General features: G+C 38.2%; 17 protein-coding genes. 1 reads left to right on the top strand and 16 read right to left on the bottom strand.

Translation table 11 applies throughout. The features are described 5' to 3' along the window. Positions 1-308 precede the first annotated feature (308 nt). The 5 genes from hpf to flaG all read right to left on the bottom strand — a co-directional run bounded on the left by hpf (position 309) and on the right by flaG (position 4,362). Positions 309-866: a ribosome hibernation-promoting factor, HPF/YfiA family gene (hpf, locus tag D0463_RS07485; protein WP_117306758.1), complete on the bottom strand. Its 558-nt coding sequence runs from the start codon at positions 864-866 to the stop codon at positions 309-311. 214 nt (positions 867-1,080) lie between these two features. Continuing rightward, positions 1,081-1,431 (bottom strand): flagellar protein FliT, encoded by a 351-nt coding sequence (gene fliT, locus D0463_RS07480; RefSeq protein WP_117306757.1) that lies wholly within the window; start codon positions 1,429-1,431, stop codon positions 1,081-1,083. Then, positions 1,431-1,832 carry a flagellar export chaperone FliS gene (fliS, locus tag D0463_RS07475; RefSeq protein ID WP_117306756.1) on the bottom strand — a complete coding sequence of 134 codons (402 nt, stop codon included), beginning with the start codon at positions 1,830-1,832 and terminating at the stop codon, positions 1,431-1,433. The genes fliT and fliS overlap by 1 nt, the downstream gene beginning before the upstream one ends. 20 nt (positions 1,833-1,852) lie before the next feature. Next, positions 1,853-3,979 (bottom strand): flagellar filament capping protein FliD, encoded by a 2,127-nt coding sequence (gene fliD, locus D0463_RS07470; protein ID WP_117306755.1) that lies wholly within the window; start codon positions 3,977-3,979, stop codon positions 1,853-1,855. A 14-nt stretch (positions 3,980-3,993) separates the two neighbouring features. After that, complete coding sequence (flaG, locus tag D0463_RS07465; RefSeq protein WP_117306754.1) at positions 3,994-4,362, bottom strand: flagellar protein FlaG; 369 nt, start codon at positions 4,360-4,362, stop codon at positions 3,994-3,996. Between the two features lie 123 nt (positions 4,363-4,485). On the opposite strand from flaG, the gene D0463_RS07460 reads away from it, so the two are divergent. Then, positions 4,486-5,433, top strand: coding sequence for an endonuclease (locus D0463_RS07460; RefSeq protein ID WP_117306753.1), 948 nt, complete (start codon positions 4,486-4,488; stop codon positions 5,431-5,433). 47 nt (positions 5,434-5,480) lie between these two features. Here D0463_RS07460 and D0463_RS07455 read toward each other — a convergent pair whose 3' ends face one another. The 11 genes from D0463_RS07455 to D0463_RS07405 form a co-directional block, all read right to left on the bottom strand. Continuing rightward, the gene (locus tag D0463_RS07455) at positions 5,481-6,551 is read right to left on the bottom strand and encodes a glycosyltransferase (RefSeq protein WP_117306752.1); all 1,071 of its coding nucleotides are present in this window, start codon (positions 6,549-6,551) and stop codon (positions 5,481-5,483) included. A gap of 71 nt (positions 6,552-6,622) precedes the next feature. Then, positions 6,623-6,859, bottom strand: coding sequence for a flagellin (locus D0463_RS20380; protein ID WP_301950630.1), 237 nt, complete (start codon positions 6,857-6,859; stop codon positions 6,623-6,625). Between the two features lie 221 nt (positions 6,860-7,080). After that, positions 7,081-7,809, bottom strand: a complete 729-nt coding sequence (locus tag D0463_RS07445; RefSeq protein WP_117306751.1) for a flagellin N-terminal helical domain-containing protein — start codon at positions 7,807-7,809, stop codon at positions 7,081-7,083. A gap of 142 nt (positions 7,810-7,951) precedes the next feature. Then, positions 7,952-8,179 carry a carbon storage regulator CsrA gene (gene csrA, locus D0463_RS07440; protein ID WP_117306750.1) on the bottom strand — a complete coding sequence of 76 codons (228 nt, stop codon included), beginning with the start codon at positions 8,177-8,179 and terminating at the stop codon, positions 7,952-7,954. Between the two features lie 4 nt (positions 8,180-8,183). Further along, on the bottom strand, positions 8,184-8,630 hold the full coding sequence (fliW, locus tag D0463_RS07435) for a flagellar assembly protein FliW (RefSeq protein ID WP_117306749.1): 447 nt from the start codon (positions 8,628-8,630) through the stop codon (positions 8,184-8,186). A gap of 12 nt (positions 8,631-8,642) precedes the next feature. Beyond that, positions 8,643-9,233 carry a DUF6470 family protein gene (locus D0463_RS07430; RefSeq protein ID WP_117306748.1) on the bottom strand — a complete coding sequence of 197 codons (591 nt, stop codon included), beginning with the start codon at positions 9,231-9,233 and terminating at the stop codon, positions 8,643-8,645. A gap of 84 nt (positions 9,234-9,317) precedes the next feature. After that, positions 9,318-10,196 (bottom strand): flagellar hook-associated protein FlgL, encoded by an 879-nt coding sequence (flgL, locus tag D0463_RS07425; RefSeq protein ID WP_117306747.1) that lies wholly within the window; start codon positions 10,194-10,196, stop codon positions 9,318-9,320. 12 nt (positions 10,197-10,208) lie between these two features. Then, on the bottom strand, positions 10,209-11,729 hold the full coding sequence (gene flgK / locus D0463_RS07420) for a flagellar hook-associated protein FlgK (RefSeq protein WP_117306746.1): 1,521 nt from the start codon (positions 11,727-11,729) through the stop codon (positions 10,209-10,211). A gap of 33 nt (positions 11,730-11,762) precedes the next feature. Next, entirely contained in the window at positions 11,763-12,251 is a 489-nt protein-coding gene (locus tag D0463_RS07415) for a flagellar protein FlgN (RefSeq protein ID WP_117306745.1), read from the bottom strand. A gap of 63 nt (positions 12,252-12,314) precedes the next feature. Next, the gene (gene flgM / locus D0463_RS07410; protein WP_117306744.1) at positions 12,315-12,578 is read right to left on the bottom strand and encodes a flagellar biosynthesis anti-sigma factor FlgM; all 264 of its coding nucleotides are present in this window, start codon (positions 12,576-12,578) and stop codon (positions 12,315-12,317) included. A 207-nt stretch (positions 12,579-12,785) separates the two neighbouring features. Next, a complete protein-coding gene (locus D0463_RS07405; protein ID WP_367946569.1) occupies positions 12,786-13,196 on the bottom strand; it encodes a TIGR03826 family flagellar region protein in 411 nt (136 codons plus the stop codon). Positions 13,197-13,373 lie beyond the last annotated feature (177 nt).

Here is a 13,373-nt window from a genome sequence, read left to right as displayed (position 1 = left end):
TTCCAAAAGGGAATAAGAAAGGAAAATGGAATGTTCTACCCAACCTATCAAAGTAAAAACAACCAAGTCGTCCATATAGTAGAAGATCAACAAATTTGCTTATGCGGTGTTAAACACCATTCCTTTTATGAACTGAACAGAAAAGATTTACGAAGCATTGTGTTTAAGCCGGTTGATAACGTAACATGTGAAGATTGCCTTGATAAGTTTAAAGATTTTTCCTAATCTTTCTCCATTATATATCGTTTAATAAATTAAAACGCAGTCCCGAAATTTTCAGGACTGCGTTGATTTCATTTATCATCCATTTAATTTGGCTCGATTAAACCATAGCGGCCATCCTTACGACGGTACACTACATTGGTTGTACTGGTTTCAGCATTTGTGTAAACGAAAAAATTATGTCCCAGCATATTCATCTGCAGGATCGCTTCTTCGCTATCCATCGGCTTCAAGTCGAAGCGTTTATTACGGACAACCTCTAAGTCGTTATCCTCTTCTTCCTCGAAAGGAACGGTCTCAGTTTCTTCCAAGGTTGTTGCGAACATTTCGGAAGTACTTCCAGTCGCCCGGAACTTGCGATTGACCTTCGTCTTATGTTTACGAATTTGGCGCTCAAGCTTATCGGTAATCAGGTCAATCGCTGCGTACATATCAGCATTTGCTTCCTCGGCGCGCAATACCAAATTCGTCATGGGGACCGTCACTTCTACCTTAGACGTGTTATTAAGAACCTTCAAATTCACATGTGCATCAGCAGTTGGGGTATTACTGAAATACCGTTCCAATTTGCCGATTTTTTTCTCTACATACTCTCTAATTGCTGGAGTTACCTCAATGTTTTCACCGCGAACGTTGTAATTCATAAAGTGAGTCCTCCTTTAGAATAAGACTATATAGTTATATTCTACGATACCCTTAACAAACCCTTCACAAACAGTTACTAATTTGTGTCGAATTATGAAAAATGAGTCGAAAGTTGTAAATATGGATGGTATCGTATTTACATTATTATAACAATTCTTATGACATAAGAAAACCAACCATGCCTGAAAAACGTGGTTGGCTTAAAGAAAATTTCTATTTTCTTTTATCATAAAACATCCCATCATCAGCAAGCGATGGATAAGGATTTACATACTTTTGATTATTTTCTTTTTTCTGCTTAACTTCTTTAAGGTCGAGGCCGATTTTTTGTTTGATGCGAAGCAGATTTTCGTTTAATGATTTCTCCATTAAAATTAGCTTTCTTCCTAGTTCAACTTCTGCTTCCGAATAAGGCTGAGCTAAGTCTTTTAATAAGATTTGCCTATCGTCAAGCAGTGCTTCAATATTAACAATGCCTTCTTCCCTATCGTCAACATTTTGAAGGCTTTCAACCAGAACGATTAATCGGTCAGTAGCTTCATAATACGCTTGCAAACGATTCATTAAACAGAACCGCCCTGTGAGTATTGTTTCTGGCGGTTTATTTGGATGACCTGTTTCCAGGTATCACGGAATTCTGTAATAAAATCTTCCACTTCATTTAAGATGTTGCTATCATTTTTGACATTTGCTTCAATTAATTGGCGGAGCAGATAATCGTACAGGGTCATCATTTGTTTGGAAACTTCCAAATCCATGTTCAAAGTAACCATCAATTCCTGAATGATGCTCTGGGCTTTTTGAATATTTGTGTTTCTCTTTTCAACTGATCCTTCTGCTATTGCTATCTTTGCCTGTGAAATAAACTTCAAACAGCCATTATAAAGCATGAGGGTGAGATCACCCGCTGATGCTGTATTTACTGAGTTCTGTTGATATGCTTGATACGGATTACCAAGGGCCATTATTAGACACTTCCTTTATATTAAGCTCCGCTAAACTGCTGCATTAGAAAACTGCTTTGTTCGTTTGAACGCTGGATGGCCTTTTCCATTGCGGTGAACTGGCGCCAGTAGCGGTCTTCTACCTGCTGCAGACGTCTTCCAAAACGGTCGATGCCGGAGTCTACATTATCCAGTTCCCGCCCAAGTGTAAACTGCTTCCGAGTTGAAAAGGAGTTCCCTGCTTTTGCCTTTAATCTATCCATACTGTCAGAAATGGAATCATATAACCTGTCGAGAATTCCCTTTTGATCGTTTGTATCTCCTGAAGCGTTAAACAGCGTTTCAATGCTCTTCGGGTCAGCTTCAACTGCTTTTATCAGTTCAGCTTCATTAATAACAAGTTTTCCGCCTTCTAAATAATTAGCCGAGGTTTTGATACCAATTTCGGACAGCTGATCATAAGCCGAACTGATTGTATCATTACTAACCGGCGCATAGAAATCCAACCGCATCTTAGAAAGTACGCTGGATAAGGCAGAGTCCTTACGAAGCAACCCACTTCTTGCTTTTTCTTCCCATTGCTCTTGTTGCTTATCGGACAATCCTTCTCGCTGTTCATCAGTAAGCGGAGTATAGTCACGGTAGCGTTCTTCTCCAGTTTTCTTTTGGATCTTATCAATCATTTCATTGTACTTTTTAACAAATTCTTTAATATTCTCAACAACTTTACCTGCATCATTATTTACATTTACGCTGACTGCTCCTTCGCTTTCTGCGAATATCTTCTTAAGAGTGAAAGTTACCCCATCCATTTCAAATGAATTAGAGGTTCGCTCAGTATCCAAACCGTTAATTGTGAACATTGCATTTTGAGCCTGAGTTATATTTGCTGCAGGAATTGAACCTGTGCTTATATCATGAAAATTAAGAACATCAGTAACAAATTTACCGCTAGCGACCATTTCATAGCCGAAATTATTTGCAGCGTCAGTATTAAAATCGCCTGTTTCTGTTCTTGATAAGGACATTCTCTTCGTCTGTGAATCATAAAATAAAGATGCTCCTACATTGGAACTGTTGACCTTAACAATTACAGAATTGAGTGATTCACCGCCACTAATCAGGATATTCTCATGCTTTGCTCCCTTTGAAGTATGAGTATCCAATTGAAAATTCGTATACTGGTGGCTGTACGACATCTCTAATTTATAGCTATAAGTCTTTCCTGCCTCAGGCGTTGTCGGCGGTAAATGATTACCCATAGCTGGAGTAAATGTGATCAGTCCAGTGGCTTTGTCAAGTGTTCCAACTGTTCCTGTGGAATCAGTGATGTTTCCATTTATATCAATATCCAAAAACACTTCCGTCGTAGTGTCCACTCCGCCCTCTGTGACGTTCTTGGTTAACTTTAGCTGTGAACCAGTAGCCACTACCGGTCCGTCCGCTAACTTCCATGTACTGGTAGTACTGCTTAATGAAGTTGAAACCGTTTTGTCCTGAGCTATATAATCAACCTTAATAACACTATTAGCAGCAAACTTTTTATTAAAGGTAAGTTTTCCATCGGTACCTACCAATACAGTATTATCGCTCAGTTTGGCCGGGTCCGTTGTGACCTTATACGAGGTTCCGTTAACTTTTACGGACCAGTCCAGTCTATGATCCGTAGCGTTAAGATTCGTCAAGCTGAGATCATATTCGAAATTCCCACCGGATGCTACTGCTGTATTATCTTGGACAGTTAAGGACTTTGATACTATCGCACCTGTTTTCCAATCACCCGTTCCAGCAGTCTGTGTATAAAGACCTCCAGCTGCATCGAGCGCTAGTGGATTTAAATTTAGCTGCGTCTCTCCCTTCGCCAGTTGAGTCACTTTTGAAATAGAGTTTGAAGTCTGATTAGCAGCACTGCTAGCCGTTATCGAGACTCGAGAATCATCTGTTGAACTTGTCGTCCTTGCCCGGAAATTCGAGCTTAGCTTCATTTGTGTCAATTCAGATCGAAAATTAAGCAATAAAGTATTCATTGATCGGTAATCGTCACGTTGCCATTCAAGTATTTGTTTTCTTTGCATTAATTTATTAAGCGGTAACCTCTCAGCCTTCATCAAGTCGCCGACGAGCTGGTCAATATCCATACCGCTTGCTAATCCGCCTATTCGTACCATTAATCATCCACCACCTAAATTTTTCTATCCACTAACAAACCCATAAACTCTGTCATGGCCGCAAACATATCAAGCATTTTTTTTGGTGGTATTTCCCTAATGACCTCATGGGTTATGTCATCCACCAACGTTACATAGTACTCATTTAATTTTTCATGAAATTCAAATTTTATAGAAGCATTAGATGGCTTTAAAAACCGATTCAAGCCTATAACTATATCCTCTACTTGCTCTTTTGTTTTTTGTACATTCGGTAATTCGATCGTATTGCCAGAATTATTTGTCTTAGAAAAGATATCTATCTGGGGGACTTCTGGACTTCCTCCTGAGATTGTTGTTCTAGGCTGAGAGGAAAGGTTAATTGTTGCTAAACGATCAATCATCGCTTCTTCCTCCTACTATTATTATGTTATTAGTAATATCGACAGTTTCATTGAAATTTCCAGTTTATAAAGAAATTAGTTATAATATAAAGGGGAATATATGTTCTGTACGGAGGGTTTTGAATGATTAAAATTGAAAAAGTAACAAATTTACTGAGTAAATATCCTTTAGAAGAATTATCGATGCTTACTGGAAAAATGCTTGGGGATGGAGGATTAAGCATACAGGATAACAGACGGCCACGTTTTCGCTATACGCACTGTATTACTGATTTTGAATGGAGCCAATATTGTTTCGAGCAGTTACAAAATATTATGCCACTCAATCCTCCTATATATAAAAAGACACTAGATCCGCGAATTCAAAAGGGATATACTGAAAGTTTTTATGTTCAATCTTTAACCTGTGAACTTAATGATTATTTTCAATCTATATGGTATCAAGATAGAGTGAAAGTTATTCCTTTTGACTTACTAGAAAAAACGTTAACACCCGAATGTATCGCCTGGTGGTACCAAGATGATGGACATCTCAGAATATCTCAAGGTAAATTAAGAAAAATAATTCTTTCTACAGACTCCTTTACTAACTTAGAGAATACGAAGTTAATAGAACTGATTAAACTTCAATATGGACTTTGTTTCTCCTTGGATGGACAAAACCGTCTTATACTTTATGATCAAATACAAATTTATTATTTTCTTAGATTGATAGAAGAACATGTCCATCCATCAATGTCCAGAAAATTATTTTTACCTCCACCTAAAGAAACCTTTGCTGATAAAAGAACTACTATTTACCTTCCTGCTAGCTTACTGATTAAAAAACCCACTAAAGAAATTCATAATGCATTAGAAAGACTCCCAAGAGTTATAGACATTGTTAATAATAAGAAAACTTATTTTCCTGTAGTTAAAGAACAATTGGAAAAACAATTAAAATTAAATGAAATTCACAAAGGGTATCAGGTTACGTTAACTACCCCGCAATTAAATAGTATTCACATTGTCCAATCTATGACTGGTATGCAATTAAGTTTGATAGTAAAAATGTGTTTTAACATCCCTTAATTTGACAATAATTTCTTTATTGTCTTTAATTTATTTATAACAAATGTTTAATTTAGTAATGTTTCTAATCTATTATTAGCAGGTTTATAATTTAAAGCTGAGGATTTCCTATAATACTCTATAGCCTTTATATTATCCCCAGTGGCTTCATACAAAGACCCTAAATTATAAAGGGCCAAAAAGCTTCCAGTTCCCATTACACTATCTTGATTTTGTACTTCACCTATTTCTATACACCTTAAATACTCTCGTTCAATTAAAGGAAAAAAATTGATGTATTTATTCACATTACTAAATACTAGTTCCATATAAAAGATCCCGGACACGAAATGAAAGTCTGTTGAAAAATCAAGATTATTTTTTTCTTTTTCAATGATTTTTAGACCATCATCTAAACTTCCACTTCTTATTAAACTATACACATAATCAACAACCATCCTAGGTTTAAAATATGAATTTGCATTTATGCGTTGGTATGATAAAGCAAAATATTTACTTGCTTTAGTATAACTTTTCTTCAGAAAATATTGCTTTCCAATTTGATAGAGGATATAAGGATTGTTTGGTGATTCCTTTAACTCCTCAAGTAAAAGAGGCAAATTTCTGTCGGTTTTATCCGTTTGATAATAACCATCATGCGAAACATTAACAGAGATATTCACTCGTGGGAAACTGGACTCCAACTGCTCATGTACTCTTCCTTTAAAGAAAATCTCTTCATTTGGGAACAGTCTGGAAACATAGGATGATTCTATCTTTTCTTGTTCATCGTCTAAAAAAGTGCTCAAAATATTTATTCTGCCAATCAAGTTATCATTTTTTTCGATAAATTCTCTTAACAATTGTTGATTAGATAGAATGTATTCATCAGCATCTAAGACCAAATTCCAATCAGAAGTTGATTGTTTTATACTAAAATTCCTTGCAGCTGCAAAGTCGTTTTCCCAATCATATTCAAACAGCTTTGCACCACTAGCAAGCGCGATATGTTTAGTGTGATCTGTTGAACCTGTATCAACAATTATCATTTCATTTACTAAGTCTTTTACGCTATCAATACACCTTTCAAGAGTTTTTTCCTCATTTTTCACTATCATTACCAACGCCAATGTTTTCAAGAAAACAACTCCCTGGATCTATTATGATAAAAAAGAGAACCTTAGAAATTCTAAGGCCCTCCACTTTAAAATTAACGTAATAATTGAAGTACTCCCTGCGGAGCCTGGTTTGCTTGAGCAAGCATAGCTTGTGCAGCTTGAGCAAGAATAGAGTTCTTAGTTTGTTCCATCATTTCTTTCGCCATCGTGCGAACATTTGCTTTCACAAATGACCAGACTATATCTTCACCCTCTAGAAATCCAGTAGGGGTCGGGCACTTCGGATTCACAATGCTGATGGACATTGTTTCACCTATGGATTTCATCATCATAGCTTTCGCCTTAGATGGTATATCCTAGTCGTTGAACCTTCTCCACTCTTTCAAGACAGGAGCTTGGCTGCTGATTGCCCAATCTTTTCTTTTTTCAAACCATCACGCTTGTCGTTTCCAACTTCGTTGTGGCAAGAAAAGCTTTAAGGGGTTTCCAGCAATTCACCCGATTATGATCTCTGGCCGTTACCAGCCAGGACGACTGTGCTTGTCACTGCTTAAGCAGCTAAAGCATAATCTACGTCACGGATACGTGATTCTGCAGCAGTTAAGTTTTCAGAAGCTGTATTCAAGTTGTTGATTGTGTGCTCTAAACGGTTTTGCTTCGCACCCAATTGAGCACGCTCGTCTGAAACCTTACCGATAGCGGTATCAATATCTGTAATAGCTCCTGATGATGTCGTTGCATCAGTACCTAAGGCAGGAGCAGCTGTGAAAAGATCAGTTGATTTCATGCTTGCGAAAGTAACTGCTAAGTTTTGTGTCGCATTCGCACCGATTTGAAGAGTGAACACCCCAGTTGCTCCACCAGTACCATCCAATAACTTTTGTGTATTGAATTCAGTAGTAGTTGCAATACGGTCAATTTCAGCAATCAAATCAGCATTTTCTTTTTGAATCTGAGCTCTATCAGCTGTAGTATTTGTATCAGAAGCAGATTGAACCGCTAATTCACGCATACGTTGTAGGATAGAATGAGTTTCGTTCAATGCACCCTCAGCTGTTTGAATCATGGAAATACCATCTTGAGAGTTTTTAGAAGCCATATCCAAACCGCGGATTTGACCACGCATTTTTTCAGAAATCGCAAGACCTGCAGCGTCATCTCCAGCACGGTTGATACGTAGACCCGAAGATAATTTTTCCATTGATTTAGACTGTGAAGTATTTGCTGTTGCTAATTGGCGGTGTGTGTTAAGAGCCGCAATATTGTGATTAATTCTCATTTCTTGTTTCCTCCTTGAAAGTAGAGTTCACATCCTTGTGAACTGTAATATTGTTGAGAATGGGTGAGGTCGGCCGCCCTTCCCTGTCTCTCACAATATTAATATCGTCAAAAGTTTCTCAGTGTTTAATAGTTTTTGTGAATTATTTATTTTTAATTTTGTTAATTATCTGCTTTAGCTCCTCAATCCCTATTGAGGCCTCTTGATTCTCACTAAGAGTTTCTTCAAATAACTCATTTCTAATCACTTCAACTTCCTTTGGAGCCTTGATGCCTATCTTCACCTGGTCATTTTTCGCTGATACTATCGTAATTTCAATATTATCGCCAATTTTTATGCTCTCTCCATTTTTTCTGGTTAATATCAGCATATTCTCACCCCTCTTCGGAAATCATCTTCTGTTCGAAAATGCGGTGTTTCGTTGTAAAAGCAGGATTATTTAAGATAACCTGCTTAGCTAGTTGATTAGATTTATTAATAATAACAGGAGATTGGAGGTTTGCTGTAGTCTTCTCGAACGGATCCTGAACCGTTAAAATGTTAAATACATCAACCTGTTCAGGTGCTTCTAGCTCAAGTTGTTCAATGGAAGCATCATCAAGGGTGAAGTCGTAACCCTTGAAAAAATGGAAAGCATTCGTAATGACAAAAGCTAATTCCGGTGTTTTAACAGACTGCATAATCTGCAGAGTGTCATCGTCGGAAAGAGGCAAGATGATGAATTGTTTTTCTTCTGGAAAACCTGGAAGACCTTTTTCAAAGTTCAATATTTTTGTCTCATCAATTTTAACTTCTCCGGAGTATTTCGAGAATATGTTCATTTGCATCACCCTTTATATATTTTGTTCATAGTTAAATCCTATAAACTTTAAATTATCAAAATCTATCTTTAGTGATTGATATTGCTTTAAACGAACTTCAACCTCTGCAGGTGTATATGAGTGCACTGATTTTCTCGCTTCACTATTGATAATCGGCCTATTTACTTTAACCTGAATATTAACCCTCCCAGGTTCATAACTTAACTTTACGGAATTACTGCCTGGAATCCAACCAATATTAAATTCATGAGGTGGTTTTTCGCTGTTTCTTTTTGCCTGCGTTGCAATTGGGTTTCCCTTATTTTCAATCCTCATCAATTCATCGCCATCCTGTCGGCGCCGGGCGATGCCAGCAAGAAGATCCTGATATCCCTGCGCAGCAAACTCTTCCTTTCTTTTTGCAATGCTTTTCAGGTCCACATCTTCTCTTGCTTTTGACTGATCTATCGTTAACTTTGATGGAACACGCTCGATCGTCAACTCAGCAGGCGGTTGTTGAATATCGATTAGTGGACCGGGCTGTTCAATGCTTTGATTAGCCGCTTTAGTTTGAATTTCAATAAGGGCCGGCTGGGATTGTAATCTAATTTGAGGAAATTGCATCGCGCTCACTCCTATTTAAATCCGAAAATTTCTTTCACATTTAATAATATAATTAAAGAAAAAAGCTATCCATAAAAGATAGCTTTATCTTAGAAAATCCATGAGTGACGGCTGGATAATCCGTGCTCCTATTCCAAGCGCGGCCCTGTGGACACTTTCCTGTGTCGTCAAATCTATTATCGCTCTTTCAATATCTATGTCTTCATTATTCGAGAGGATTCTCGTTGAAAATACCTCCTGCTGAGACAAGCGGTCATCCATTAAATCAACCCGGTTTTGACGGGCACCGATGCTTGCTCTCTCACTAAGAAAGTTATCAATATGTTTATCCATATTCGCCAATTCAGCGCTAATATTATCATCATTTTTTATTTTAGTGATCAGGGTATCTAAATAACCAGGACTCGCAGGAGTTATACTCGTATCACCTACTAATGGCTCAAACAGTTGTTTACCGGGCGTATTAATCTGTAATTTTATGCCATTGTATACCTCTAGCTCAATAACACCCCCACTGAATCCAGTTGAAGATGGCCGTTGATTTGTTTTGGTTCCGTTAAAGATATATTTTCCGCCTACCTCTGTATCGCCTAACGATTGAATTTGCTGTTTCATTTGCTCTATTTCTCGGGTTATATAGTCTCTTTGACTGGCATCCAACGTCCCGTTACTCGCCTGCACGGTAAGTTCGCGTATTTTCTGCAGAGCCAGTACGGTTTTATCCAGTGCATCATCCGTACTGTCGACCCAATTCCTCACTTCGCCGATATTGCTCTGATATTGGAGAATTCGATTAAGGTCAGTGCGATATCCCAACCCTTGCATCGCCGCTACAGGATCATCAGAAGGTTTTGTAAACTTTTTCTTTGAAGAAATCTGTTCCTGAAGTTTTCCTAAACGTTCATAGCTGTTGCTAATATTTCTTGTCATATTATTGGACAACATTGATTGTGTTACACGCATTTACTTCACCCCTTATCTTCCGACTACACCCATGCCATTGATGATTTTATCAAGCATTTCATCCACTACGGTTATATTTCTAGCAGACGCATTATAGGCATGTTGAAATTTAATCATATTGGTCATCTCTTCATCTAATGATACTGCGCTTACCGATTGGCGGTTTTTTTCAACGGAATCAGCAAGAATCGTCGCGTTTAAGTTGTTTTTTTGCATACTCTGTGAAAGAACGCCCAATTTTCCAATTACTCCAGAATAAAATGTATCCACACTTCCATTCAAAGTAGGTGCAGGTTGATATAGAGAAAAGTTTTTGGTCTTTAAATTTGCCAGTTCCAAGGCATTGAGGTTATTCCCTGAATCCCCGTTCCCCTGGCCTGCTGCTATTTTATTAGGGCTGTCCAAGATTGCTTGATTTACTTTTATTGTTTTTGCCGGATTTGGGTCGCCGGCAGTCACACCGTCAAAAAAATTAATTCCTGATGGCGCAGTGTCTCCAAGACCATAGCCGAGTGCATGGATACGGTTAAATTCATTAGCAAATGCCCTTGTCATTTCATTTAAATCGTTAAGCATTTTTGGGTAATGTACTTGGTAGCTTTCAATGAAACCTCCAAGCTCTCCGCCTAAATTTGAAACGATTTGCCCGTTGAAATTCAGAGAAGTTATTTCTCCGTTAGCGTCCAATTGAACGCCCATTGTCTTATGCCCTACTACACCAGCCGTTTTATTAGCTTCTACTAATTGTATAGGGGGATTATAAGAATTAGAATCCTTGTCAAGTAGTTCGATATTGTACAACCCCTCTGCCATAGGCTTGGCATTTCCATAGTTATTAGGAGTCACCTTCGTTACTTTGATGTTTACCATTTTTGAAAGATTATCAACGAGCAAGTCCCGTTGGTCGTACAGATCATTTGTAATATAGCCATTCGGTTCAATTTGACTGATCTTATCATTAAGATCATGGATATCCCCAATAAGAGTGTTTATCTGGCTTTGTTTAACCTGGACTATTTCCTCATTTAGATCTCCTCTGATACGATCTAAAGAATTATAGTAGTAATTTAAGGTATCGGCTACCATTTGACCGGTTTCCGCGACCACATCTCTAGCCCCGGAGTTTTCGGTATGACTGGAAAGGGTCTGCAAAGAATTCCAAAACTTTTCCATCGTACTGTGCAAGCCGCTCTCTGTTGGCTCATTCATGATTTCTTCCATTTTGGTAAGCGACTCACTTAAAGTCCCGTAATAGCCTACTTTCGTGTTCTCGGTGCGGAACTGCATATCAAGGAATCCTTCTCTAACCCTTTGCACAACGCCCGCTTCCACTCCCGTTCCTATCTGCCCGGGAATACCCGGTCGATTTAGCCCTACACCTGGATATGGTGTGGTTGTGGCGAAATTAACCCGTTGCCGAGAAAACCCCGGCGTATTGGCATTTGATATATTATGCCCGGTCGTATATAACGCACTTTGCTGGGTAACCATTCCCCGCCGTGCTGTTTCTAATCCCATAAAGGTTGAACGCATGTTTGGTTCCTCCGTTTCAATTAAATATAAAAACTATGCTCTTGAATCAAACATGCTGTTCGAACCTTGCTGCTTAGGCTTGGCAGGTTTGTCGTAGTTAAACTGCTTGTTTTGCGGCAGCAGCATGTCGAGAGTAACATTTACGAATTGTAGTGATTGATAGACTAGCTGTTGATTCAAATAATTTTGTTCCTTTAATGTCTCTGCTTCTAAGATAAGTTCTTCTTTTAATCTATTTAAAGCTTCCTCGTCGTTTGGTGATAATAATTCTAGGACTCTCGTGATTGTCGACGGCTCAGCTTCCTGCCCTTCGATTTCAAGAAAGGCGGCCACAGCTGTTTGTCTTTCTTTTTCCGTCGCTTCGATTGCTTTAATATGTTTTTGCTCATCCATCAACAGCTGGTTGAGGGCTTCGGTGTCCCCTTGTTTGATGATCTCTGTTTTTTTGGTCGCCAGCTCGTTCAGACTTCTATGCAGTTCGACTAATTTTTCTAATGATGCTTGAATGTGTTCGGCGGACATTCCGTCACCCCCTCAGCTGTTGTTTTGGTTAAATGAATAGACGGCCGAATGACCGTCCACTCTCTATTTTTTAAAGTAATAATCGATGATGCTTTTAGCTGTTTCGTGCACATTCACTTTGTATGTGCCGCTCTCAAGCTTATTTTTAAGTTCATCCACCTTAGCCTGCCGCTCCGCAGGAATTTGTAATGACTGCTGAAGCTCTTTAGCTGTGGAGGAAATCTCCAGCTTATCAGCTTTCACATTGGCTGTTTTGGCAGTTTCTATTTTGTTGTATTCGCGATTATAAGGGTTAACCCCTGAAGAACCAATATTATTAATTTTCATTTTGCAACCCTCTCTTTCGACTGAGTAACAATTCTCTCTGATTTTATTATCGGCAACGGTTTCAATCTTTTAATTTTTTTCTTCATTTTTTTATTGACAAATTTCTCAATCCGATTGTCGAATCAAAGACTTTTGTGCTATTTTGAGGCACCATTTTGAACTTTTGTCCATCCAACGGCCTATGAATTCGCGTGAATTTTTTACTATTTATTTCTTATGTGTATAATAAGTAGCACTTTTATCCCTTTTTTCAATCTCAAGGCGGCGAGTTTCTTCTTTTTCAAATTGTTTTAATTCTGAACGAAGGCTGCCACTGCAATCATCACACATTCTTCCGTTCTGCGTAACCTTTCCGCATTTCTCGCATGGCGTTCCCAAGTTCGGAAATTGAGAAACTCTTAGCTTGCCAGTTTTGATAAACTTAATAATCAAATCCTCATCGACACCTGTAGCTTCCACTACTTGCGGCATCAATGCCGAGCGGTTTTCCCGTTTCCTAATGAATTGATAAACCTTTTCGAAATTCTTTTCTTCCTCTTTATAGCAAGACTCGCAAACATCGCGGAATTTACTTTTAACAAAAAGCGTATCGCAATTTGGACAGTTGGTTAGCTCCATTATTTAATCCCCCTTATGCGGAAAAACTTCATCACTATCATCATTATATTATATCGAACACTTAATAGGAAAAATTTAGATATTTTTCGATTTATTTTTTAGGCTCTGTTAAATTCTATTGTTGATTTTCAAATGGTCATGGAATCTACTCGCTTTCCGCGGACGAACTGGCAAGCC

This window comes from Bacillus sp. V59.32b (assembly GCF_003429085.1).
GTDB lineage: Bacteria > Bacillota > Bacilli > Bacillales > DSM-1321 > Peribacillus.
Note: the sequence above shows the minus strand (reverse complement) of the source record. Positions and strands in the feature narration are given on the sequence as shown.